Below are 22,418 nucleotides of genomic sequence, written 5' to 3'. Positions count from 1 at the left end.
CGTGGACTCTGCGAGTCCGCGCGTGGGAACGTTGAACGATTGTTGAACAACGTTCCCACGCGCGGACCCGCAGAGTCCACGCTACCTGAACTACTTATCCAACAAGTCTTTGTACTGCTCGTGGTGGCGCTGCACGTAGCCGGCCATAAACTCGCAGCTGGTGCGCACGCGCAAGTGGTGCTGGCGAGCGTAGGCCAGGGCGGTTTCGGCCAGCTCCTCGGCAATGCCCTGGCCGCGCTGGGCCTCGGGCACGAAGGTGTGCACGAAATCGATGACGCCCGCCGCGGGTAAGGAGTAAGCCAGCTCGGCCTGGTTATCAACCGGACCGCTGGTAAAGAATTGATTGCTAGTACTATGTTGAACAGGCATGGAAAATTGAAGCAAGAAGGCTAAAAAAAGTGTGCCCTCTTATACGGAGCCGCGCCGAAAAATGCGGGCCAACGCGCCGCCAACAGCAACGCGAAACCGGAAACTAGAGTAAACACCTGCGTAGCCGGCCGGGCTCGCCCGCTGGCACGCTGCGAACTCCTTTCCCTTCCTCCCCATGAATCCGATTGCCGCTTTCAACTCCGACGACGACGACCAGCTACCCCCCGGCCAGCAAGCCCGCGCCGAAGAGGCTCGCCTGAACCCCAACGACCCTGCTCGCCAAGCCGAGGCTGGTACGCCCGCCTACGGTGAGTTTGGCAAGCCCGAAAACGTGGACGCTGCTCAGAAGCCCGGCCGCGACGGCTCCAACGATAACCCCGATGAGTTCAGCGAGTTGCGCAAGCCCGAGGACGCCCAGCAGGCTCCGGCTGACCCCAAAGACCAGCGCGGCCACGTAGAGCAAAACCAGGATCCCGCCGGAGTGCGTGCCACTCAGGGCGACGAGACCGACAAGCAGCGTGCCGCCTGGTCCGACGACGACCCCCGCTACGCTGGTGGCCACGACAAGGCTACCTGGCAAGAAAACAATGACAAGGAACACTCTAACAACTAGCTCATTATGGCTTCTATTCCGCAAGTAGCACCCGGCAACGACCTCAATGGTAAGAACGCCGCACAGCCCAAAAACGAAGACACGAAAGACGCCCGCACCGCCACCGAAAAGGAGTCGGACAGCTTCCTGAACCGCGAAACCGCCGGCCAGGTATTCGACGAAAACACCGGCCAGCAAATGGCCGATATGATGGACGACTCGATGCGCTCGGACATGCAAGCCCCCATGGGCTCCTCGCCCGCCTCTTCCGACAACGTGCCCGACCAGCTCTCCAACCCCAGTGAAGCCAGCTTCACCCTCCCCGAGATGCAGCACCAGGGCAAAACCTTGACTGCGGAAGAGGACGAAGCCAAGTAGTTAACTGGCAATAAATTAAAAAGCCCGCAACCGAAAGGCTGCGGGCTTTTTTGTGCTTCGTTCTATGCTGCCCAAATGGGACTTGCATAGCAGGCATTTGTCATTGCGAGCAGCGCGAAGCAATCGCACCAGAACGGAATCGTTCGGATATCGTTTGGGGCGGTTGCTTCGCGTTGCTCGTAATGACAAACGCCTGTTTCGCATCAGTTGGCTTCGTTCTTATATACCATCGCTTCTTATGCCCCCTTTGCCGCCCGCCCTGCGCCGCGCCCTGCTCGACCTCCCACAACGGGAAAAAGACCAGCTACTCACCCGCCTCGTAGCCCAGGACGCGGTGCTGACTGAGCAACTCACCTATCGCCTGCTCGAAGGCCCCGATGCCCTCGAAACGCGTCGCGCCGCCCTGCGCCAACAGGTAGACGACCCCGTGCGCGGCTACCACCAAACGCCTAACGACCTGCTCGTTATCCTGCGGCAGCTGCAAGCGCGGCTCACCTACCACGCCCGCATTACGGGCGATGCCTTTGGCGAAGTGGAGCTGAGTTTGCGGCTGCTGGCCAACGTGTTTCGGTGCCAGCCGGCGCTGGTGGCGCGGCTGCACGGCCCCACCCAGCCGCTGCTGCAACACCTGGTGCGTCGCGCCCAGGAAGCGCTGAAGCAAGCCGAAAAGCTGCACCCCGACTACCACCTGGAGCTAGCCGACGCCGCCAATGCGGTGCTCGCGGGCCTGTTTGCCTCGGGGGCGGCCCCGCTAGCGCGCGAGGCGGGCCTGCCAGCCCGCGTGGCGTGGGGGTGAGGCTGGTTTTACGCGGCAACAGGCAGGCTTTAAATTATCCATAAAAAAATGGCGAGCTGGGGATAAGGCACATCGTTTTTTCGTAGGTGGGGGCGGGGCACCTCTTACCTTTACTTAAAGGCTATTATTTTTCTTGTTGAATTATGAAAATATTGCGTACGCTATTGTGGGCTAGCTGTTTGCTCATGGCGCTGCCGGTGCTGGCCGCGCCGCCCACCCGGCCGGGTAAGCTGGTGCTGAAGCTGCGCCCCAGCGCTAATTTGCTGGCCGCCGACCTCGGTACCTTGTTGCCCACGCTGGCCGCGTTGCAGGCCACCGACCTGGCCCCGAAGTTTCCGCACAGCGCCCCGCCCAGCTCTGAGCGCCCGGGCAGCGTAGACCTGCGCCGCGTGTACGAGCTAACGGTGCCCACCAGCCTGACGCTAAATAAAGCCCGTACTATGCTGTTAGCCACGGGAGTAGTGGAATATGTGGAGCCACTTTACATTCGCCTGCCCCAATACCAGCCCAACGACCCGCGGGCCGACTCGCTGGCCGGTGGTGAGTATCACCTGCGCTTAACTCACGCCTACCGGGCCTGGGACTTCACGAAGGGCGACACCAGCGTGGTGATTGGCGTGACCGACACGGGCATTCGCTACAGCCACGAGGACTTGGTGCGGCAGGTGAAATACAACTACGCCGACCCCATCAACGGAGTAGATGACGACGGCGACGGGTATATTGACAATTTCCGCGGATGGGATTTTTCCAATAATAACAATGACCCTTTTTATAACGAGGTTGTCAGTCACGGCTCACAGGTGTCGGGCATTGTGGCGGCCGCTACCGACAATGGCAAGGGCGTAGCGGGCGTCGGGTTTAAGTGCAAGTTTCTGCCCCTGCAAATATTTCCGGGCACTACCACGGGTTCGTTTGCGGGCTACGAGGCAGTGGTGTACGCCGCCGACCACGGCTGCCGGGTCATTAATATGTCGTGGGGCGGGGCGGGCGGCTACTCGCACTTTGAGCAGGATGTGTGCACCTACGCCGCCGTGAACCACGATGTGGTGCTGGTGGCGGCGGCCGGCAACACGCCCGCCGACTTGCAATTTTACCCCGCTTCCTACGACCACGTGCTCTCGGTAGCCGCCAGCAATGAGGCTGATGCCAAAGCCGATTTCTCGACCTACAGCCGCCGCGTAGATATATCGGCCCCGGGGGCCAATATTATCATCGTCAATGGCCGGGCCACTAGCTCGTACGCCGGCCCGCCCGATGCCGACTACTGGGTGGGCTCGGGCACGTCGTTTGCCTCGCCACAGGTGGCGGGTGCGGCGGCCCTGGTGCGTAGCCGGTTTCCGCAACTAACTGCGGAGCAAGTGATTGCGCAGCTGCGTCAGGCGGCCGACACCAGCTTCTACGAGCTGCCGGCCAACCAGAACTACCGGGGCTACCTGGGTACCGGCCGCCTCAACATTGCGCGGGCGGTGGCCGCCCTCAACCAACGTGAGGCGCGGGTGGTGAGCAGCGCATTTGCCCCGGCCAAGCCCTTTGGTTACGCCCCCGGCGACACCGTGCGACTGGCCGCCACCGTGCGCAATTTGCTGCTGCCGGTGGCCGGGCTCACCGTCACGCTCACCTCGCTGTCGCCCTACCTCACGGTGCGGCAGGGCAGCTTTGCGGTGGGCAGCCTCGCCACGCTGGCCGAAGCCAGCAACGGGGCCGCGCCGTTTCGGCTGGCGGTGGCTGCCAGCGTGCCGCCTAGCACCAAAGCCACGCTGCGCTACCATTTTGCAGGGGCAAATAACTATCAGTCAGACCAATACGTAGAAGTGCTGCTCAATCCTGATTTCGTGCAGCTCGACGCCGGCGACCTCAGCGTGAGCGTGAGCAGCCGGGGCAACCTGGCTTATGATGATGTGACCGGGGCCGTGGGCCGCGGCTTTAGCTACCGGGGCAGCACGCCGCTGCTCAGCGAGGGCGGCCTGCTGCTGGCTACCTCGCCCACCCGCGTGGCTGACCACCTGCGCAGCAGCCCCGGCGCGGTGCGGCAGTCGTTTTTTGCCCTGGCCCAAATTCAAAAGCTGACCCCCGGCCCCCGCGCCGACCAGGAAGCCCGCGGCACCTTCCGCGACTCCTTGCCCGACCCGCAAAAGCCCCGCTCGGTGGGCGTGCGCGTGCGCCAGCATGGCCAAAGCTGGGCGGCCCCGGCGGCCCGCCGCAATTTTATTCTGCTCGATTACTCACTGCGCAATCTCACCGCCGACACGCTCAAGCCCCTCTACGCCGGTGTATTTGCCGACTGGGACCTGCCCGGCGATGCCACTCGCAACGTGGCCCGCTGGGACTCGGTGAACCGCGTGGCCTATTGCTACGACCCCCTCACGCCGCAGGTGTACGCAGGCGTGCAGGTGCTGGGGCCGCGCCCGGCTGGGGTGTATTCCATTGATAATGGGGCACCAACGGGTACGCCCATTTACTTAGGCGACGGCTTCGGCCCCGCCGAAAAATACCTGGCTCTGAGTGGCGGCTTTGGCCGGGCGCACCGCAGCGTGGGCACCGATACCCAGGGCACCGATGCCTCGCAGGTGGCGAGCACCCTGGTGCCGCGCCTGGCCCCTGGCGACTCGGTTACCGTGGCCTTTGCGGTGCTGGCCGCCCCCACGCTGGCCCAGCTGCAAGCCGCCGCCCAGGCCGCCACGGCTGCCTACCAGCAGGTGCTGGCTGCGGCCCCGGTGGCCGCCGGCACTACCTGGCAGCTGTATCCTAATCCGACTAATGGCTTAGTAAACATCGTGTTACCTGTTAAGCTGGGCGCGGCCACGGCGCAGGTGCTCGATGCGCTGGGCCGCCCCGTAGCTACGGCCGTGCTGCCCAGCGGCGGCGGCGCGCTTAGTCTGCAAGCCCTGGCCCCTGGCCTGTACGTGGTACGGATACTCGGCACAAGCCTGGTGCAGCGCGTGGTGCGCGAGTAGCCTCGGCGTAGTGGCATTCAAAAGCGGCTGACTTCATCCAATCCATTGCCAGACAAGCAATAGAGTAGGTGAGGCCAGCCGCTTTTAGTGCCGGCCATTTGCTAAATGCCCGCCGTGGTGAAGCCCAGTACGGGAGTTTCTTCGCCGGTACCCAGCCGGAAGGACGGTTCGGCGGCGGCCATTTCGTAGCGCAGCACAATGTCCGTTTCGAAGGCCACGAAGTACTCGCAGAGCATGGCCAGCGCTTTGGCGGGCCACTCGCCGGCCAGGTAGGCCTCCAGGGCGGGCACCGACAAACCCAACAGGCTGATTTCGAGGGCCGGCAGAGTTTCCTGGTAGGCCCCGCCCAGCACCAGGTCGTGGCCCAGCGCCACGTGGCCCAGCGTGCCCGCCGCCGCGCCACCGGTGGGGGTGGGGGCGGGGGGTAGCGCGTGGCGCTGCGGGGCCACCGTGCGCAGCGCCACGGGCTGGCCCAGCACGCTCTCGAAGCAGCGCTGGGTGCGGGCGAGGTCACCCACCATGCTTTGGGCTAAAGGTAACAGGTACAGCAAGTTGGTGAGTGGGCCGGCGGGCAGGCCGCAGTCGGCAATGCCCCAGAGGTGGGCCAGCACCTCGTTGTACCAGGTGGGAGAGAGGCTGGTGAAGTAGCGCCGCTCTTCTTGCTCAATGCGCACCCGGCACCGAAAAAACTCCTGCTCGAAGGGCAGGAAAAACTGGCGGGTGGCCTTCTCCTTGCGACGCTGCGCCCGGCTGTCCTCCACCATGGCGCGCACGCCGGGCGGCGCATCGGGCGTGTCGCTGCCCGGCTGGTGAAATACCTGCTGCGGCAGGGCGTCGTAGAGGCCCTCGCGGTGCAGGTCGAGCACGGTGCGCACCACGGGCCGGCCGCTGCGCACAAAGTCTTCGTCGTGCACGGCCCCCAGGTCGCGGCGGTAGCGGCGGGCAAACAGCCCCACGGGCCGCACCAGAAAATCGTCGAATGCGTACCCGTAGCTCAGCAGCTCGGCCAGAATTACTTCGAGGCGCAGGTCGAGCGGGCGGCGGCTGAGGGTGGCCAGCAGCTGGCGGGAGGAGGTGGGTGGCACGGGCAAAAGCGAGGGCAAGTGAGGCAGCGGGCCCGCCCCAAGCGTACGGGGGCGGCGGCCCCAAGTTAGGCGGCCCAATTCAATAACTGCCCGCGCGCACCCCTAGGCCAGAATATTCCGTACCTTGGGCAGCCGGTTGCTGCTGGGTATCCTAGCCGCCCGCTGTCATTCGCTAGCCGCTCTCTGAATGCTTCCAAATCCTACTTCCCAAGCCCGTTCGGTCGTTTCCAGCGCGTTATCCAACTCAACTTCTAGAATTCAGCATAGCAAGCCTTTTATTAGCGCAGTGCTCTATATTTTAGGCACCGTGCTGGCGTTTGGGCTGCTGGGGCTGGCGGCCGTGCGCAGCCCGTGGTCGTTTCCGCTCACGTTTGGGCTGTTGCAGCTGGCCGTGGTGCTGCTGGGGTGGCTCTACGCCGCCCAGTTGCCCAACTGGCTGAGCTGGCACAACCCCCAGCGCCGGGTCCAGGGGGCGCTGATATTGCTGGGCACGGCCCTCATTGGGGCGGCCGCCATTTTTGCGCTGCGCTGGGTGCCGTGGGCCAAAAGCCAGTTGCCCCCCACCAGCTTTATGATGGCCGTGGTGCCGTTCTTACTGCCCTTCTTTTTTTGGGAATCGTACCGGGCGTGGCTGGCCATTCCGTACCGGCAGTACAAGCTGTGGCACTATAACCCCCTGGCTGCCAGCCCCGACCTGTCGCGCATGGACCTCAGCCACTTCATGGTGATTCACTTCTGGATGACGCGCCGCGAGGGCGAAGCCCTCTACCACGACTTCTCTTCCAAAGCCCCTTACCAGATGCGGGTGGGCGACCTGTTCGCCATTTTTCTCACCGACTACAACGCCCTCAAGCCCGACCAGGCCCTGCAATACGTGGACGGCCAGGGCCAGCCTTTTGGGTGGCTGTTTTATGCCAAGCGCTCGTGGTGGCGCCGCCGGCACTACTACAACCCCGACTTCACTTTTCAGGATAATTTCCTGCGGCAGGGCAGCATCTTGGTGGCCCAGCGCGTGCCGGTGCGCCCGGCCGACCAGGCTTAGCGTGCGCCGCCGGATGCGCGCGTTACTTTCGCTTCTACATTTGCGTCTATGATTCCTGAAATTAAGTATTATCCGGTGAATTGGGTGGATGGGATGAAAATTTCCCGCCTCCACTTTGCGGAGACTGAGCGTTTCACCACCGACCACCTGCGCGATGCCATTGCCCAGCACCTGCGCCCCGACTACTACGGCCTGCTACCCGCCACCAACGAGCTGGGCAGCCCCGATTCTTTTGAGCTGCTGCTGGGCGTCGATGCCCAGGGCGGCGTGCAGGCCCGCCTCACGCAGTGCCGGGCCATCACGGCCGGCGGGGCCCGCATCGAAATCACCCCCAGCGCGCAGCCCCTCACGGCGGCCAGCAGCCTGCCCCAGCTGCTAGCGGCGTTTGGCCTCACGGCCACCGAGGGCCTGCGCTTTAGCGTGGTGCTCACTGTCAATCCCTTCGAGCGGGTGCCCACCGGCGCGCCCGCCCCCGAGGAGGTGCCCCCCCGCCACCCCTACTCGCGCCCCGCCTACGAGCTGGGGTTTGTGCCCGCCCAGCAGCTGAGCGGCGCGGCCAGCGCGGCCTTTACGCTAGTGGTAGGCGAACTGCTGTACACGGAGGGCGAGCTGCGGCCCGTCACGCAGTTTATTCCGCCCAGCACGGCCCTGGCCAGCCATCCGGCGCTGCTGCAAGCGCTGCATCAGCTTGACTTTCAGCTGACTGAGCTGGAAACCGATGCCTTCAAGATTATTCACAAAGTGAAGCTGCGCACCGACAAGCGCGGCCCGCTGGCCGACCTTGTGCGCGACCTGGCCGAGCGCACCGTGTTTGCCCTGGCCCAGCAGCTTACCACGTTGCGGCTGCTGGCCGCCGCCCAGCCCCCCAGCTACTTGCTCGATGCCCTGCTGCGCGTGGCCAAGCAAGTGAAAACCATGCTAGACAGCCTCACCGAAGCTGAGCGCGAGGAGCTGCTCAAGTACTGCGAGCAGTGGTCCGAAACGCCGCCCGCCGTGCTGCTGGGGGCGTTGCAAGCCACCGTTGCGCTCACCTACAATCACCACTTGGTGCACGAGCACCTGCGGCAGCAGCAGCAACTGTGGCAGCTGCTGGGTTTGGTGTTTCGGCAGCTCAGCCAGCTGGAGTATATCGGTAAAAACCGCGAAGGCTGGCAGACGTTCATCAACGAAAACCCCATTGCCCGGTCGCCCACCGTGGGCTACGTGCCCACCCAGCCGCAGCTCCAAACGCTGCCTGAGCCCGACCCTAATGCTGCCCCCGCGCGCACCACGCGCTGGAACCCTTTTTAGGCAATTGGTCAAAAATAACCTGGTATTATTTGTCCGCAACCCGCTATTTATCAACGCAAAAGCTTCGGGCCGCTAGCTAACTGCTCTTCACGTAAGCGCCCGGTGCGCCGGCCCGTCGTTCTTTCCTTGCCTGCATGAATCCCCTCAACCAACCCGAGCGCCGTACCCGCCTCTGGCAGTTTAGCCTGCTGTACCTGTTAGCCCTGCTCATTCCGCTGGGCGCTTCCTACTACCTGTTTTCCAACAAAAGCATTGTGGAAGAAAACGCGCGGCTCACCAGCGAGCTGGACGTGACCCACAAGGAGCAGGCCCGCCTGGTGATGCAGTTTGACACGCTCACGCACCGCCTGCAAAATATCGACCAGCTCGACCAGCGCATTCTGGGTGAAACCAACCAGCAGGTGAAGAGTAGCCTCGCCCTGCGCAATGAAGAAAACGTAAATGCTATTGGACTTGGGCTGAGTGAGTTAAGGCGGGATTCGGCCCAAATGAAGGTGCCGGCGCACCGGATGCTGGCCCGCAACATCCTGCGCGATTTTGACCTGTTGCGCTCCACCCGCAAAACGGTGGACGTGCTCAACCAAAACGTGACCCGCGGCGGCGATGCCGAGCGAAACAACGCTACGCTGCTCGACCAGCTCAACCAAACCCGCCAGCAAGTGATTATGCTGCAAGCGGCCTTGGCCAGCCGCCCCGCCCCGGTAGCGCCGAGCGGCGGCGGCGGGCCGGCCCCCGTGGCCACGCCCAGCACGTCGGCCAAGCTTCAGATAGAGCTGCTAAACGATAAGGTAGATTTCGCCGAGGCCGACTGCCTGCGCCAGCGCGCCCTCGATAAAAAGCCCCATAGCAAGGACCGCACGCGGCTGTTGGAGGAGTCGCGCACGGCGTTTATCCAAATTTTGCAAAACCCCGCTACCGAAGACATGAAGCAGAGTATCGAGAAAACGCTCGAAACCATCAACCCCGAGTTGGGTAAGCCCGCCCGCTTCTTTTTGTTTAAGTAGCTTACCGGGGACAAAATCGCTGGTTTCAGGACCCGCGCAAAATGCCCTTTTCTGGCCCCGGCGGGGCAACCCGCGGTTGCAGTGGGTTGCCCGCCGGGGCTTTTTGCTCTCTAATTAAGTAGTTGCTGCTACGCTGCCCCACTGGGTAAAACAGGATTTCCGCAAAAATGCTGACTTCAGCAAGTAGCTACTGCTAATACGGTATGTAGCCAGAGGCGCTCTTCGGGCGTCAGGCCCGGGCGGATAGTATGGCGCGGCCGGGTCGCTACCGCAGCGGCATAGCGCTGCTGGGCCTCAAACTGCTGGATATTCTGCTGGCCGAAGTGGGGGGTGTCCGGCCAGGTTTCACGGGTGAGGTAGCTCAGTTGAGCCTTGCGGCTGGCCGCGTCCTTTACGCGCAATGCATCCAAATAGCGCTCCCCGGCCGCGATAGAATGCACCAACGCCCCGGTTTGCAGCGCTTGCAACGATGGAAAGGTCGGTGCGGGCTTTTTAACTCAGGTGGTATATTGGAGAAGTGGCCCTGGCAAATAAGGCGGCCTACTGCGTGGCCTCGGCCCACTGGTTGACGTAGGCCACGCCCTGCTTGATGAAGCGGCGGGCCACTATGCTTACCACGTAGTAGTGCGCGGCCTGCCCCAGGCCATTGGACTCAAAATGCTCTTCGTAGCCCACGCAGTAGGCTTCTTCGAGCACCAGGGTGAGGGGCAGCGATACGCCATCGAGGGCCGCAAACACCACCCGCGCCGGTAGGGTGAGGTGCGGGGTATAGGCCCAGGTGGGCAGCAGTACGTCGTGGGGTCGGTTTTCGAGTACCATGCGCAGCTCGCCGCCGGTGGGCTGCGCATTGACGGTGCCCCGGTCGGTGGTTTCCTGGTGCATGTGCTGGGTGAGGCTGCGCACGGTGTAGTCGGTGTCCTGCACCCAAAAAGTAGCGGCGGCGGAATTCATAAACAAAAATGGCGAAGAGGAGAAATGGGTAGTGGCAGCCTACGCAAGCCGGAGGTTTAAACCGGCCAATGGTTGTCGAGGGTCAACCCATCTTCAATATGTAATTGCCTGGCAGTAAGCACGATAGTCATGGCACCTGCAAATGTCCCGGTGCCCCCGGCCGTAAATTGGAGTTCTTGGCTCACGCACAGCGCATCCACAAACCGCAGGCTGCGGGCCGTGCCCATGCCGTCGGGCGAGTCGGCCACCACCAGCCCGCTGAGCTGCTTGCGGGCATCGGCCATCCAGGCATCCAGCAGCGGGTGTTGCAGCTTGTCGATAACCACGCTGATTTTGCCGGCCAGCACGCTGTTTTGGGGTCGGCTCTGGGCATCGATGAGCTGCACAATGGCCCAGTGAAACTCCTGGACTATCAGTACTTCGCCTTCCAGGTACAGCTTGGCCGAATGTGCCATGGTAAAATTTTTAGGTGGGGTGAGTCAGGATAAAAGTAGGGCTGTTGTGGCGGTTGCTAGGCCCATTGGGACAGGAGTAGCCTGCGCATTTGCATAGGGCTATCACAATAAACCAGATGGTAATCATCTAGGCGGCTTATTGGCAACCATAGCCGTAGATACTTACGTAACGTACTAAGAATTGACGGGGTTATCTGGCGAAAGTACTAGCTTGCGTCAGACCAACCCTAGGCCGGTAGTTGCCAGGTAAGCCGATATGTACTCAACTCAGTAGCTACGCGATGATTCCACCATTTTTAGCGCGCCGCCTACCGGCGGCACCGCCCACCCCAGCACCGCCCGCCACCGGCTGGGAGCAAGTGCGCCAGGGCCTGGAAACTGCCCGCCTCTACCGGGACCTCGACCTACGGGCCTCTGTGCAGGCTTGGGAACAAACGCGCGCTGCTACTAAGCCACTTACGCCCGGACAAGCCGCCCGGCGCGACGGCCACCTGGCCTATGTGCGGCGGCAGCACTACGAAATGGCGCTGCACAGCGCCCACGCTGCCCGGCTAACCGCGCAGGCCCAGGTGCAGGCCCGCGTTACGCACGTTAGGCCCGGCCCTACGCCCATAGAGCGCGCCATGCGCGAGGCCGCCGTGCGTGACCCTTTCGCCGCTGCTTGGGGGGCCGACCCACTTAACCGGCAAATAGCCATGTCGGTGCTTGGCGCTGGGATGGGCCGGCTGCTGGCGCCAACTGCGGCGAGCGTTGCGCGGAGCGCGGGCCAGCTTACATACGCTAGTGCTTATCGGGCAGGACGTGAGTTCATAGACCGTGCTGTTATTGATGGGGTAATTCAGTTTGTTGGTGGCCTGATGGCACATGATGGAAACTTGAAAGAAGCAGTAGGTGAGGTTAATATCACCTCGATGGGAATGGCCGGTCTACCTGGCGATGGGTTGAGTCATTCTATTCGCAATAATTTGGTTAGTAACTCACTGGAATGGAAGATTGACACTAAAGAGGTTACTAAATTTGCTCCCATGACTTTCGACGAGCCGGGTTTGCTGAACTTCGGGCAGAAGGTAGCTATCGGTGTGGGGGTAGACTATGCTACTGGCCGCCTTAATGCCATGGTGCAGCCTGCCCGGGGGGCGTCGGCCTCGGCCATTAAGCGTTCCATTGACCCTAATACCATCTGGCTGCATCGGCAGCGTCTGCGGTACCTTAATGCTTTTGTGAGAGGTACCGATGGATTTAAGGCGTCAGGCGAAGCAGATAGTAATTTGCTCGAAGACCAGATAAAGGCCACTTACGAAGCCAGCCAGCAGCCATGAGCGGCCCATTAGTTGCCTTGCGGGAAGTGTGGTCCGAAGCACCAATTAAAAATACTTTTAATCTCTTGGTCCTAAGCGCGTTCATCGGCTACGGCTTCTATAATTATTACGTGCGTGGCGGCAAGCTGCGCAAGCAACACTACTACGCCATTGCCACGGTTTACAAAACGCACTGGTCGGTGAAGAGCGGCAAGTTTGCCGACACCCGCTACACCGTGCTGGGCCGCGAATACACGGTCAGCGCCGATGCCGATAAGCTGGCCGGCCAGCAACTGGTGGGCCGGCGCTTTCTGGTCGAGTTTTATCCCCCTGACCCAACCATCGATTACCTGCGGTTGGACATTCCCATCCCCGACAGTATCCGGGCTGCCCCGCCCGGGGGCTGGACCCAGCCCCCCTTCTACTGGCCAGGCGATTGATAAGGGAGGAAGTTGACAATTTGCTGAAAAACTAAAACCTGTTAATCTGTACCAGAAGGCCGGTAGCCCTTGCATGGGGGCTGCCGACCCGGTCACGCAGCCTCCACCGGGCTGGCTGCGCAAGAAGATGCTCTATCAGTTTTCGCCCTATGCCTCATCCCGTTAAAGTAAGCGTGCACGTCGATGGCGTGACCGACCCAAACCTGGCGCTGGCCGACTACCTGCACCTGAGCTTGCAGCAGCATGTGCTCACGCACCACGCCTTTGCGCTCGATTTTGCGTGCGAAACCCTGGGTAAAGCCTTGGGTATCAAACCCGAGCTGGTGCCCATTCAGGCGCATGCCCGCCTCAGTGGCAAGGATATTACCCTGGGCTGGACCAGCCGGCTGGCCAGCGGGGCGGGGCGCTCTTTCCGGTTTAAGGGCATCATCACCGATATCAGTATCCGCACCGATGCCGACCTGGTCAACTACTACCATATCAGCGGCTACAGCCCCACGTTTTTGCTCGAAGACGGCTTGCAGAGTCGCACGTTCGTCAAAAAATCGTTGCCCACCATTTTCACTCAGGTGCTGGCCGACTACCCCGGCAACGCGTTTGCCCGGCAGCTCAGCGCCCAGGGCCAGCAGGTGCTGCCCTACACCGTGCAATACCAGGAAACCAACTTCAACCTGCTGAGCCGCCTGGCCGCGGCGCAGGGCGAGTGGTTTTACTACGACGGCCAAACCCTGCGCCTGGGCCCCGAAACGGCCCCCGTTATCCCGTTTCGCAGCAGTGGGGCCCAGGTATTTAACCTCTCGATGCGCCTACAACCCAGCAAAACGGAAGGGGCGGCCTACAACTACCGCACCCACGCCCCACTGGCCGCCACGGCCACGCCCCCAGCGGCCGGCTACGCCCTGAGTGAGTTTGCGGTGGAGCACTCGGCGGCGCTCTTCACCCAGCCCCAGCGCCTGGCGGTGGGCCCGCGCGGGCGCGACCAAGCCCAGCTGCAACGCGCCCTGGATGGGCTAGCTGCCCGGCAGGCGGGCAGCCAGGTGACGCTCACGGGCCAGGGCGAGGCCTTCGACACGCGGCCCGGCAGCGTGCTCGACGTGCAGGACGCGGCCGGTGCGGCCTACGGCAAGTTTCGGGTGCTCTCGGTGCACCATGAGCTCGATGGCGACGGCAACTACCACAACCGCTTCGAGGCCCTGCCCGAGGCGGCCAGCGCCCCGCCGCCCAACCCGCACTGCGCCACCCCCCTGGCCCAGCCCGAGCTGGCCGAGGTCATCGACCTGGCCGACCCGCGCAACCTGGGGCGCATCCGGGTGCGCTACTACTGGAGCGTGGCGCAGGCCACCGACGCCGAAAGCGCGTGGCTACGGGTGAGCACGCCGTACTCGGGCGATGGTAAGGGCCAAATGTTTACGCCCGAGGTGGGCTCGCAGGTACTGATGGGCTACGAGCAGGGGCAGGCCGAGTTTGCGGTTGTGCTGGGCAACCTGTTTCACCCCCAAAACAAGCAGCTGGCCAGCTACACGCGGGCCAGCAACCACCTCAAGGGCCTGCAAACGGCGGGTGGCAACAAGTTCGTAATGAATGATATAGCCGGGGCGCAGACTATCTTGCTATCGAACTCCAACAAGAAGGGTACGGCCATTCTGGTCAGCTTTGAGGGCGATGGCAGCGTGTCCATCACCACCAACGGGCCGGTCAATATCACCTCGGGCGATAACATCAGCATCGAAGCCAAAAAGAACATTGCCCTGCGGGCTGGTGGCGACATTACGCTGGCGGCCGATAAGAATATACTGGCCGAAACCAAGGACGAGAGCATTGGCATCCGGGCGAAAAAAGGCCTGCTGCTCACGGCAGTAGAGGAGGAGTTGACCCTGGAGGCTGCCAGCAAAAAGCTGATTGCTAAATCGGCTGATAATGTGGAGATTACGGCTAGTGCAGTGGCCAAAATAATGGGCAGTGACATCAAGTGGAGTAAGCCCTAGCCAGCTGGTTGGTAGTCGAATTTGCTAGCCTGTTCTTCGCTTATGTCCTTCCCCTCAGTTTCTTCTTTTGCTGTTGCAGGTGCCCCGTCGTATTCCCCGGCCGCGGCCACGGCCTACGCGGTAACCAGCATCTGGGAAACGTATGCCAATGGCGAGTACCAGCGGGCAACCATTGAAAAGGAAATTAGGCTGCTGGTGCAGCCCAACGCCACGGGCTACGTGCTGGAGGTGGTGAGCAGCCTGCCAACGTTGACAAAATCCGGCGACTTGGTTGCCCTCGATAACCTGGCGCTGCGCCTCGCGGAATTGTATAAGCGGTTGGTTTTTCAGGTTGGCCCCGCGGGCGAGTTGCTGGCCCTGCTCAACCACCACGAACTGCTGCAAACCTGGGACGACTTGGCCCAGCGCATATTGGCAGACACCCCGCCGGAAGACCAGCTAACGGTAGATATTCTGCTCTTTATCACCAACCAGCTCTTCAATCCCGCTAATTTTTTGCAGTCGCTTCGGCACGACTACCTCTACCAGGCCCTGGTGCCCCTGCACCGCCGGGGCGAGCAGCCGGTGGTCCGGCAGTTTGCTAACTTCTTCAACAAAAAGGACTTGTGGTTTTTGGAGCGTATAGAATCTCTTCCTTCCCCCGATTCTGAGCAGCTGCTGCTACGCCTCTCGGGTGCGCTCGATACGCATCAGACGGATAAGGTGGCCATTAAAGAATTGATAGATAAGGAGTTAAGGACTATTAAGCTGGCTGATAGTACTGCGGGTGAGCCGGGAGAACTACCAGCGCCGCAGTTTTTTTACGAAGCTACCGCCGGGCTGGCAGCAGGCACGGGCACGCTCATCGACCTAGAGCTGAGTGTGCACACCCGCCTCGCGCAAGTGTATAATAAAGAGTATACCCTTCTTCTCAAACGCATATGAGCCAAGTCGGACAAGAACTGGTGTGCAACGGGGCGCTGTGCCGCTGCGATAAAGGCTCGGCCCCCAGCAGCTTGCAGGTAACCAGCCAGCAGAGCGACTACTTGCAGGGCAAGCTCGTGGCCACCACCCTCGACAAAACGTTTTTGCCATTTGGCACCTGCCAGCTCAAAAACAATACGCCCTGTCTGCCCGCGCTGCTGCTGTGGCAGGATGCCTTTGAGCTGGTAGAGGTGAATGCCCGCGGCAGCCACCCGCTGCTGGACAAAAGCACCATTAAGTGCGCCATTGGGGGCACGGTCAGCATCCTCAACACCCTGCAAGTAGCCATGCCGGGTGCCCCGGCTCCGGCCCAAGTGGAGGGGGTGCGCACGGCCTTTATGAGTTTGTGCCCGCTGCTACTCAACGAAGCCGAAGCCGAGTAGCGAGCTACTGTCCGTTTCCGTTCACTCATCGTTTTTTATACCATGCCTACCGCACTAGATACTGCATTCAACGCGCCGCAAACCGCTAAGGGTAAAGGAGTAGTAGGGGAGCCCAAGCATGAGCCCGGCCTAACGGGCGTCGAGGTGCGGGCGGCGATTTTCTTCGACGGTACGCTCAACAACCGCACAAACTCCAAGCGGCGGCTGGATAAGCTCACCACCATTCAGCCCAAAACAAAGAAAGATGACTCGAGTAGCTACGCCAACTTCTACTCCAACGTGGCCATCATGGAACTGCTGAATTTGAAGCGGGACAGCGGACAGCACCAGGTATCGGTGTACGTGGAGGGTATTGGTACCCGCAATTTTGAAAAGGGCGCGAAAGTCAAGCAGGCCGACGGTAGCTACAAGGCCGTGTCGGATGCCGACAATGGCAACGACGACCTCTTTGGCTATTCGATAGGGTCGGGCCCTACGGGCATTGTGGCGAAAGTAACGAAGGGGATTGCCTTGCTGAAAGGAGAAAAATCGGCAACTAATCCGCAAAAAAACACGGGGATTTTTGGGGCCTACGACGATACCCTGGAGTACGTCTCCAAGATAATTGTTGATGTAGTGGGCTTTAGCCGGGGGGCGGCGGCGGCCCGCCACTTTGTGCATAGAAGCTATAGGTTGAGCGAGTCGTGGGCCAAGCAAGGGCCCCCGAAAATAGTTATCAACTTTGTGGGGCTCTACGATACCGTTTCTTCGTTTGAAAGCTGGAAGGGCGCGGTGGCGGATATTCTGCTGCAAAATGGGCTGCCGCTGGCCGCCGCAGCCACGCTCACCCCGGCCGCGCTACTGGGATTGGGGCTCAATTCGGACCGCATATTTGGCGATGATGTGCTGCAACTGGGCCTGGATATGAAGGGCGTCCCCAAAAAAGTGGTGCACCTCACGGCAGCCGATGAATACCGCGAAAACTTCTCCCTCACCAACATCAATACCTCCCTAAAAGCGGGCGTGGGCGTGGAGCTAACGATACCCGGCGTGCACTCCGACGTGGGGGGCGGCTACGCCGAGCGCGACCCCCACAACCCCAAGCGCAGCCTCAATTGTGAGCGGCGGCGCATGCACGACGCCGCCGAGGAGCGGCACCTCATTGCCGAAGGCTGGTACACGCCCGGCCAGATAGCGTACGCCCCTGGCTACTCGGGCACCATAACCAAGCGGGCTACCTCAGCCAAGCAGGTGCCCCTGCCTATGCCGCTGCCGTTCCCGCCGGTGTGGTTGCCCATCCCGGCCACGGCCAAGTACTCCCGCCAGTTTGGCTGGCGCGATGGCGTGCGCTACCTCACCAATGAGTATCAGTATGTTGCGCTGTTTATCATGCTGGGGTTTGCCACCAAGGAAGGCAAACACAAGCCGAGTAAGCATGAGGAAATGGAGTTTGAAAGCACCGATGGTGCCGACAACGGCCTGTATAAAGTGCCGCCGCCCCTGGAGCCCACGTGCAAGTGGCTGAACGAGCAAGCTATTGCCTTCACCGGCTCGAACAAGCGCGAAATCATTCACTTTGCCTCAACCGCGCAGCGCAACATGGTGCGCAATCGCTACCTGCACCGCTCGGCCCGCCTGATTTCGGAAGCCGTTACCGAGCTGAAGGTGGGGATGGCCGGGCGCCTCGACAGCGGCCGCGATGGCTACGAGCGGCTCGTTATCCCCGACGATAAACGCTACGAAAAGCCCCAGGATACGGTGCGCCGCAAAACCACTGAAACCAAGGATGCGGCCGTTAAAAAAGTTACGGAGGTGAAGGACGCCACCGTCAAAAAAGTAACCGAACTCAAGGACGCCACCGTACAAAAAGCGACCGACTATACCGATGCTGGTATTCAAAAAGCTACGGAACTGTGGGATTCCGCCGCCGATACCGCAGCCCAACTAAAGCAGGCGGCCATTGACAAGGCCGCCGCCGCGCGGAAAGTGCTCAGTGACCAACTGCAAAAACTCCGCAACCTGTGGTAGCGGGCTTAGTGTCTTAGGCAGATATCAGCCTCATTATTAGTTATTTAATTTTTGTGCCGTGCGCCCGCCTCCCTTTGCTTCCCTCCTGGCTGGCTGCCTGCTTGGTGCGGGGCTGCTTGCCGCCTGCCAGCCCCAGCCTACTTCACTCCCCATGTCTGCCCCTCAACCCCACCAGCCTGCGCCCGCTCCCCTCAGCCGTGCCGATGGCAAGTTTGCCCTTTCTGCTACCCCCGGCACGGCCGACGGCTACCCGGCCCGCTACGAGGAAGCGCGCTTTATTACCCCCGGCGGCGGCAGCTTTCCGGTGCCTTACGGCCACTTGCTAAAGGGCAACTGGGGCGGCTCAGCCATTTACTGGGCCGTGGGCGACGAGTTGCAGCCCGTGCCTGAGAGCCTGGAAATCCGGTGGTTTTCTTACCCCGAAAACAAGTTTTACGAAGGCCACTTCCCCATGCCCCAGGCGCACCTGCGCACCCTGCTTGAGCGGGGCCTGTGGGAGCGCGAAACCAAAAGCCACTTCACGTATAGCACCCTGAATGTGTGCGTGGTACCTGGGGGAATAGTGGTGGTGTGGCTCTCGGCCGGGCAAAGCAATAAGGTGCTTATCGGGCGCTACCAAGCCCACGAAATAGCCTACGACTACGACCGCTTCCGGCCGGGTGTAGACCGGGCCGCGGCCGTGCGCGAAACCAAGGCTACGCTGTCGGCCGCGGTAAAGCACGAGATAGCTACGGGTACGCTCAGCAGCAAGAAGTGGGATGCCTACCTCAGGCAATACCCCTGGAAACTCGAATTCAGCCGCCCACTCACGCTCACCAGGTTTGCCATGGGCTTTTTCGATGCCGAGGCCATTGGCGACCCAAGCAGTGCCGATGCGGCAGTGCAGGCCCAGCTGGTGCTGGCCCCCAGCCCCAAGCCAGTGCCCAAAACGGCTATGCTCTACGTGGCTGGCCCCTACGGCCGCCAGCGCTTATTCAAGCTGGTGCCATTTGATGAAACCGAAACGCTGGCGGCTTTCCAAACCCTGCACGCGCAGCATCCCAAAGATGTCATCACGCTCTACGTTGATACCGACGAGCGCCTGAGCAAGGCCACGCTCTCGTTGCGGGCCGGTGGGCAGGTTATCCCGCTAACCAAAACCAGCGTGCAGTTCTTCGATTTGCCATAGCCGCCGGGGTATCCTTTACTTTTTTCGCTTACCTATGAGTGCCACGTATTACCAGCTACCGCTCGACCTCGAAGGCATACTAGAGCGCAAGCAGCTGCCGCGCTGCTCGGCGCAAGACTCTATTGCCCAGCACCTTTACCTGTTGCTGACCACCTACTTCGGCGAGTCGCGCTTCGAGCCCGAGTTTGGCTGCCAGGTGTGGGAGCAGGACTTTGAGGCCATGACCACCATGCGCTGGAAAGACCAGGTGCAGCAATCGATAGCGCAGTCCATCCGCGAGTTTGAGCCGCGCCTGGCCAAGCCGCGGGTGCAGGTGGCGGTGATGGACTTTGAGCTGAAAAACGTGAGCCAGCGCATTCGGCGGCGCCTGGAGGTGACCGTGACGGCCGTGCTGCACCGCACCCACGAGCCGTTCGACTTCCAGGCCAGCCTGTTCATTGCCCCCCTTTCGGTTGATTAAGCATCCGTAGGTAGCTTGCCAGCTATTCTCCCTTTTTTACCCCGCCGCGTGCTTCCTCCCCTACCCTTTTTCGCCACTGCCCCCTCCGATTTTACCAAGGCCAGCGTCAAGAGCCGCCTCACTCGCCAGGCCGCCGAGCTGTGGGGCTACGGCGAGGGCGACCTCGACGCCTTCGACCCCCTAGTAAACCTGCTGCTAGAGGCCTGCGCCGTCGAGTTTGAAAAAGTTGGCCAGGAGCTGCACAACACGCAGTACCGGCTCATCGAGCGCTTGGCCACGCTGCTCAACCCCGAGGTGATTGATGCCCCGCGTCCGGCCCATGCCGTGCTGCAGGCCCGCGCCCGCGAGGCCGCGGTTGTGCTGCCCACCGATGCCCAGTTTGTGTTTGAGCCGCCCACCGTGGGGCGGCAGGCCGCTGGCCAGCCGCTGTTTTTTTCGCCGCTGCAAGCCACGCGCCTCGTGGGCGGCACGGTGCGCTGCCTGGCCACCGATGCCGCTGTGTGGCAGGTAGAGGCCGGGGGCCAGAAGCGCCTGGTGGCCCAGGTGGTAGCCCCCGCGCCGGCCGAGCACCGCCGCCTCTGGGTAGGCGTGCAGCTGCCCACCGAAACGCTGGATTTGAATGAGTTAACCTTTTATTTCGATTGGCTCAACGAGCCCCGGCGGGTGAGCTACCAGGCCTTTCTGCCCGGCGAGCAGTGGCTGCTGGGCGGGGTAGAGCTGGTGCCCCGGCCCGGCTTGCCCACGCTGGCGCCGCTGGCCGGCAACCTGGCCGGCGAGCTCGATGGGGAGTACGACTTTCTGCGGCGCATCGAGCAGCAGATACACGCGCTCTACGCGCCCGCGTTTGTGCAGGTGACTGCGCCTGCCGGGGCGCTGCCCACCTACGTGCCCCGCCCGTACCCCGACGAGTTGGCCGCCGCGTTCAGCAACCCTGCCACCGAGCTGCAAGCCCTCTCGCAACCGCTCACCTGGCTCGAAGTGCGCTTTGCGCACGCGCTGCCGCCCGAGGCGTTCGACCAGCTTACCTGCGCGCTCAACTGCTTTCCGGCCCTCAACCGGCGGCTGCACAAGGTGCTGTTTCGCTTGCAGCCGGCCCTCAACCTGTTTCCGTTGGTGAGCGAAGAGCCGTTTTTGGCCGTGCGCGATGTGTACAGCCTCAGCAACGTGCTCTACCGCTCCACCACGCTCAGCGAGCTAACCGACGGTGCCACTGATACTTATACGCTACGTAGCCACGGCGTGGGCCGCTTCGATACCCGCACCGGCCGTGAGGCCCTGCGCGAGCTGCTGGAGCTGCTGCGCGACGAGAGCCGGGCCTTCACGGCGGCCGGCACCGACTTTGTGGGCACCATCCTGCGCGAGCTCGACCAGAACATGGCCCGCCTCGAAGAGCGCCTCGACCGCCAGCGCGCCGCCGAGCAGCCGGTACCCTACCTGCTGCTGCGCCCCCAGGACGTGAACGACAGCGTGTACCTCGAATACTGGTCCAGCAACGGCGCGGCCGCCAACCGCCTGCCCGCCGGCAGCCTGCTGCGCGTGCACGACGGCCACTACGTGGACGAAGTGCGCCTGCTCACCACCACCAGCGGCGGTCGCGAACGCCCCCGCCCCGAGGAGCGCACCCACTCGCTGCGCCGCAACTTATTGGCCCGCAATAGATTAGTAACCCTGGCTGATATCAAGGCCGCTTGCTGGGCCGAACTGAGCACCCACCTGGCCGACGTGCACGTGGAAAAAGGCTTCCAAACCGGCGCTACGCCCACGGCGGGTTTCGTGCGCTGCATTCGGGTGCAGCTCACGCCCGCCGTGCCCACCCGCCTGAGCGCGCCCGAGTGGCAGCGCGCCGCCCAGGAGCTGCAGGTCACGCTAAGCGAGCAGTCGGCAGTGAACTTGCCGTACGAAGTGGTGGTGCAGGTGCCAGGTTAAGGGTTGGCCTGCCTGCTTCCTGATTAGTGTTCAGCAGTTCTGATAGAGGAATTTACATGTTGAAACGGCCGTTTACAGCATATAAAAAGGGCTCTGTCTTATTCCAATCACCGTTTTCTTGAACGCTCGTTTATCCTTCGGGCTATCCTCCTAATAGGGTTCTTATTTTATCGCGTTACAGCCTTACCTGCGCTCATGCTGCCTATTTCACAAGATGTCCTGCGCGGTTTAATGGCCAAGGGGGATTCTACTAATCCGGAACTACTCGCGCTCCTTCAAGAAATAGCCCCTTCGGCTACTACTGATTTTGTACTGCCCCGTTTCCATTTATACGATATCTATGAGACCCGTCTGGGATTAACTCAATACGTCACAGGGGAATTTTACGAGGGATTAAAGGGGGCGGTAGAAGCAATGGCTGCTAGCTCGCTGGCTAACACCCGTCTTCTCGAAGTCGAGTGCATGGAGGGCGATTGCATTCTATTTGTAGAGGAAAATTTGAAGGAGGTACTTGGCATTATCTACTTCCCGCATAAGAGTGAAGCGGAATGAGCTTCATTAAATGCTCCCTTTCTTAAACTGCGAGCAGCAGCCCCGCACCAGGTGCCAGCAGGTCGGTGCAGGGCCCGGCGAGTTTAAGAAACTCGTCTACGATTCAAAGTTTACGAAACCGGCCGGAGGGATGAGTTTCGTAGACTGCCCAACACCGCTAAAAACAAGACCCCAAACCGGAAAAGTACCACGCCGGGCACAGCGGCCGGAAGGGCCAAAACCCGCACGGATTCCGGGAAGTGTCCGGTAAGCAGATTTATGTAAAGGGATAAAAAGCAGAAAAATCAAGACGTTTAAGCCCACCTGCTTTTCTGCTT

The 22,418-nt window shown here is 61.6% G+C and carries 22 protein-coding genes; 17 read left to right on the top strand and 5 right to left on the bottom strand.

Features of this window, described 5'->3' with window-relative positions:
• Window positions 1-90: 90 nt before the first annotated feature.
• Complete coding sequence (locus tag ACYVGC_RS19800; protein ID WP_460585590.1) at window positions 91-369, bottom strand: GNAT family N-acetyltransferase; 279 nt, start codon at window positions 367-369, stop codon at window positions 91-93.
• Between the two features lie 175 nt (window positions 370-544).
• On the opposite strand from ACYVGC_RS19800, the gene ACYVGC_RS19795 reads away from it, so the two are divergent.
• From ACYVGC_RS19795 to ACYVGC_RS19780, 4 genes are all read left to right on the top strand, one after another.
• Entirely contained in the window at window positions 545-982 is a 438-nt protein-coding gene (locus tag ACYVGC_RS19795; RefSeq protein ID WP_460585589.1) for a hypothetical protein, read from the top strand.
• Window positions 983-988: 6 nt separating this feature from the next.
• Window positions 989-1,339: a hypothetical protein gene (locus ACYVGC_RS19790; RefSeq protein WP_460585588.1), complete on the top strand. Its 351-nt coding sequence runs from the start codon at window positions 989-991 to the stop codon at window positions 1,337-1,339.
• 238 nt (window positions 1,340-1,577) lie between these two features.
• The gene (locus tag ACYVGC_RS19785; RefSeq protein ID WP_460585587.1) at window positions 1,578-2,135 is read left to right on the top strand and encodes a hypothetical protein; all 558 of its coding nucleotides are present in this window, start codon (window positions 1,578-1,580) and stop codon (window positions 2,133-2,135) included.
• A gap of 143 nt (window positions 2,136-2,278) precedes the next feature.
• Window positions 2,279-5,092 carry a S8 family peptidase gene (locus tag ACYVGC_RS19780; protein WP_460585586.1) on the top strand — a complete coding sequence of 938 codons (2,814 nt, stop codon included), beginning with the start codon at window positions 2,279-2,281 and terminating at the stop codon, window positions 5,090-5,092.
• Between the two features lie 101 nt (window positions 5,093-5,193).
• On the opposite strand, the gene ACYVGC_RS19775 is transcribed toward ACYVGC_RS19780, so the two are convergent.
• Window positions 5,194-6,177: a type VI secretion system baseplate subunit TssG gene (locus tag ACYVGC_RS19775; RefSeq protein WP_460585628.1), complete on the bottom strand. Its 984-nt coding sequence runs from the start codon at window positions 6,175-6,177 to the stop codon at window positions 5,194-5,196.
• Between the two features lie 286 nt (window positions 6,178-6,463).
• Between ACYVGC_RS19775 and ACYVGC_RS19770 the strand changes: the two genes are divergently transcribed.
• The 3 genes from ACYVGC_RS19770 to ACYVGC_RS19760 all read left to right on the top strand — a co-directional run bounded on the left by ACYVGC_RS19770 (window position 6,464) and on the right by ACYVGC_RS19760 (window position 9,513).
• Window positions 6,464-7,219: a TssN family type VI secretion system protein gene (locus tag ACYVGC_RS19770; protein ID WP_460585585.1), complete on the top strand. Its 756-nt coding sequence runs from the start codon at window positions 6,464-6,466 to the stop codon at window positions 7,217-7,219.
• 48 nt (window positions 7,220-7,267) lie between these two features.
• Window positions 7,268-8,509 carry a hypothetical protein gene (locus ACYVGC_RS19765; RefSeq protein ID WP_460585584.1) on the top strand — a complete coding sequence of 414 codons (1,242 nt, stop codon included), beginning with the start codon at window positions 7,268-7,270 and terminating at the stop codon, window positions 8,507-8,509.
• Window positions 8,510-8,643: 134 nt separating this feature from the next.
• Window positions 8,644-9,513, top strand: coding sequence for a hypothetical protein (locus tag ACYVGC_RS19760; protein WP_460585583.1), 870 nt, complete (start codon window positions 8,644-8,646; stop codon window positions 9,511-9,513).
• A 176-nt stretch (window positions 9,514-9,689) separates the two neighbouring features.
• On the opposite strand, the gene ACYVGC_RS19755 is transcribed toward ACYVGC_RS19760, so the two are convergent.
• From ACYVGC_RS19755 to tssD (ACYVGC_RS19745), 3 genes are all read right to left on the bottom strand, one after another.
• Window positions 9,690-9,980: a hypothetical protein gene (locus ACYVGC_RS19755; protein WP_460585582.1), complete on the bottom strand. Its 291-nt coding sequence runs from the start codon at window positions 9,978-9,980 to the stop codon at window positions 9,690-9,692.
• A 73-nt stretch (window positions 9,981-10,053) separates the two neighbouring features.
• On the bottom strand, window positions 10,054-10,464 hold the full coding sequence (gene tssD / locus ACYVGC_RS19750) for a type VI secretion system tube protein TssD (RefSeq protein WP_460585581.1): 411 nt from the start codon (window positions 10,462-10,464) through the stop codon (window positions 10,054-10,056).
• Between the two features lie 56 nt (window positions 10,465-10,520).
• Window positions 10,521-10,919, bottom strand: a complete 399-nt coding sequence (tssD, locus tag ACYVGC_RS19745; protein ID WP_460585580.1) for a type VI secretion system tube protein TssD — start codon at window positions 10,917-10,919, stop codon at window positions 10,521-10,523.
• A 281-nt stretch (window positions 10,920-11,200) separates the two neighbouring features.
• On the opposite strand from tssD (ACYVGC_RS19745), the gene ACYVGC_RS19740 reads away from it, so the two are divergent.
• The 10 genes from ACYVGC_RS19740 to ACYVGC_RS19695 all read left to right on the top strand — a co-directional run bounded on the left by ACYVGC_RS19740 (window position 11,201) and on the right by ACYVGC_RS19695 (window position 22,101).
• Window positions 11,201-12,238 (top strand): hypothetical protein, encoded by a 1,038-nt coding sequence (locus ACYVGC_RS19740; RefSeq protein WP_460585579.1) that lies wholly within the window; start codon window positions 11,201-11,203, stop codon window positions 12,236-12,238.
• A gap of 65 nt (window positions 12,239-12,303) precedes the next feature.
• Window positions 12,304-12,657 (top strand): hypothetical protein, encoded by a 354-nt coding sequence (locus ACYVGC_RS19735; protein ID WP_460585578.1) that lies wholly within the window; start codon window positions 12,304-12,306, stop codon window positions 12,655-12,657.
• A gap of 149 nt (window positions 12,658-12,806) precedes the next feature.
• Window positions 12,807-14,642, top strand: a complete 1,836-nt coding sequence (locus tag ACYVGC_RS19730; protein WP_460585577.1) for a type VI secretion system Vgr family protein — start codon at window positions 12,807-12,809, stop codon at window positions 14,640-14,642.
• A 42-nt stretch (window positions 14,643-14,684) separates the two neighbouring features.
• The gene (locus ACYVGC_RS19725) at window positions 14,685-15,566 is read left to right on the top strand and encodes a hypothetical protein (protein WP_460585576.1); all 882 of its coding nucleotides are present in this window, start codon (window positions 14,685-14,687) and stop codon (window positions 15,564-15,566) included.
• The gene (locus tag ACYVGC_RS19720) at window positions 15,563-15,988 is read left to right on the top strand and encodes a DUF4280 domain-containing protein (RefSeq protein WP_460585575.1); all 426 of its coding nucleotides are present in this window, start codon (window positions 15,563-15,565) and stop codon (window positions 15,986-15,988) included. The genes ACYVGC_RS19725 and ACYVGC_RS19720 overlap by 4 nt, the downstream gene beginning before the upstream one ends.
• Window positions 15,989-16,030: 42 nt before the next feature.
• A complete protein-coding gene (locus tag ACYVGC_RS19715; protein WP_460585574.1) occupies window positions 16,031-17,995 on the top strand; it encodes a phospholipase effector Tle1 domain-containing protein in 1,965 nt (654 codons plus the stop codon).
• Window positions 17,996-18,146: 151 nt separating this feature from the next.
• Complete coding sequence (locus tag ACYVGC_RS19710; RefSeq protein ID WP_460585573.1) at window positions 18,147-19,163, top strand: DUF2931 family protein; 1,017 nt, start codon at window positions 18,147-18,149, stop codon at window positions 19,161-19,163.
• A 34-nt stretch (window positions 19,164-19,197) separates the two neighbouring features.
• Window positions 19,198-19,623: a GPW/gp25 family protein gene (locus ACYVGC_RS19705; protein ID WP_460585572.1), complete on the top strand. Its 426-nt coding sequence runs from the start codon at window positions 19,198-19,200 to the stop codon at window positions 19,621-19,623.
• 48 nt (window positions 19,624-19,671) lie between these two features.
• Complete coding sequence (locus ACYVGC_RS19700) at window positions 19,672-21,549, top strand: hypothetical protein (protein ID WP_460585571.1); 1,878 nt, start codon at window positions 19,672-19,674, stop codon at window positions 21,547-21,549.
• A gap of 195 nt (window positions 21,550-21,744) precedes the next feature.
• A complete protein-coding gene (locus ACYVGC_RS19695; RefSeq protein ID WP_460585570.1) occupies window positions 21,745-22,101 on the top strand; it encodes a hypothetical protein in 357 nt (118 codons plus the stop codon).
• Window positions 22,102-22,418 lie beyond the last annotated feature (317 nt).

Source organism: Hymenobacter arcticus (assembly GCF_054779975.1).
The sequence above is the reverse complement of the archived record's forward strand: the minus strand, read 5'-3'. Positions and strand labels throughout refer to the sequence as shown.

What these genes read in the sequence shown, in the direction of transcription:
- ACYVGC_RS19710 (WP_460585573.1), top strand. Translation starts at nt 18,147, where the DNA reads ATGTCTGCCCCTCAACCCCACCAGCCTGCGCCCGCTCCCCTCAGCCGT.
- ACYVGC_RS19705 (WP_460585572.1), top strand. Translation starts at nt 19,198, where the DNA reads ATGAGTGCCACGTATTACCAGCTACCGCTCGACCTCGAAGGCATACTA.
- ACYVGC_RS19725 (WP_460585576.1), top strand. Translation starts at nt 14,685, where the DNA reads ATGTCCTTCCCCTCAGTTTCTTCTTTTGCTGTTGCAGGTGCCCCGTCG.
- ACYVGC_RS19715 (WP_460585574.1), top strand. Translation starts at nt 16,031, where the DNA reads ATGCCTACCGCACTAGATACTGCATTCAACGCGCCGCAAACCGCTAAG.
- ACYVGC_RS19800 (WP_460585590.1), bottom strand. Translation starts at nt 369, where the DNA reads ATGCCTGTTCAACATAGTACTAGCAATCAATTCTTTACCAGCGGTCCG.
- ACYVGC_RS19765 (WP_460585584.1), top strand. Translation starts at nt 7,268, where the DNA reads ATGATTCCTGAAATTAAGTATTATCCGGTGAATTGGGTGGATGGGATG.
- tssD (WP_460585580.1), bottom strand. Translation starts at nt 10,919, where the DNA reads ATGGCACATTCGGCCAAGCTGTACCTGGAAGGCGAAGTACTGATAGTC.
- ACYVGC_RS19695 (WP_460585570.1), top strand. Translation starts at nt 21,745, where the DNA reads ATGCTGCCTATTTCACAAGATGTCCTGCGCGGTTTAATGGCCAAGGGG.
- ACYVGC_RS19760 (WP_460585583.1), top strand. Translation starts at nt 8,644, where the DNA reads ATGAATCCCCTCAACCAACCCGAGCGCCGTACCCGCCTCTGGCAGTTT.
- ACYVGC_RS19790 (WP_460585588.1), top strand. Translation starts at nt 989, where the DNA reads ATGGCTTCTATTCCGCAAGTAGCACCCGGCAACGACCTCAATGGTAAG.
- tssD (WP_460585581.1), bottom strand. Translation starts at nt 10,464, where the DNA reads ATGAATTCCGCCGCCGCTACTTTTTGGGTGCAGGACACCGACTACACC.
- ACYVGC_RS19730 (WP_460585577.1), top strand. Translation starts at nt 12,807, where the DNA reads ATGCCTCATCCCGTTAAAGTAAGCGTGCACGTCGATGGCGTGACCGAC.
- ACYVGC_RS19740 (WP_460585579.1), top strand. Translation starts at nt 11,201, where the DNA reads ATGATTCCACCATTTTTAGCGCGCCGCCTACCGGCGGCACCGCCCACC.
- ACYVGC_RS19785 (WP_460585587.1), top strand. Translation starts at nt 1,578, where the DNA reads ATGCCCCCTTTGCCGCCCGCCCTGCGCCGCGCCCTGCTCGACCTCCCA.
- ACYVGC_RS19795 (WP_460585589.1), top strand. Translation starts at nt 545, where the DNA reads ATGAATCCGATTGCCGCTTTCAACTCCGACGACGACGACCAGCTACCC.
- ACYVGC_RS19720 (WP_460585575.1), top strand. Translation starts at nt 15,563, where the DNA reads ATGAGCCAAGTCGGACAAGAACTGGTGTGCAACGGGGCGCTGTGCCGC.
- ACYVGC_RS19780 (WP_460585586.1), top strand. Translation starts at nt 2,279, where the DNA reads ATGAAAATATTGCGTACGCTATTGTGGGCTAGCTGTTTGCTCATGGCG.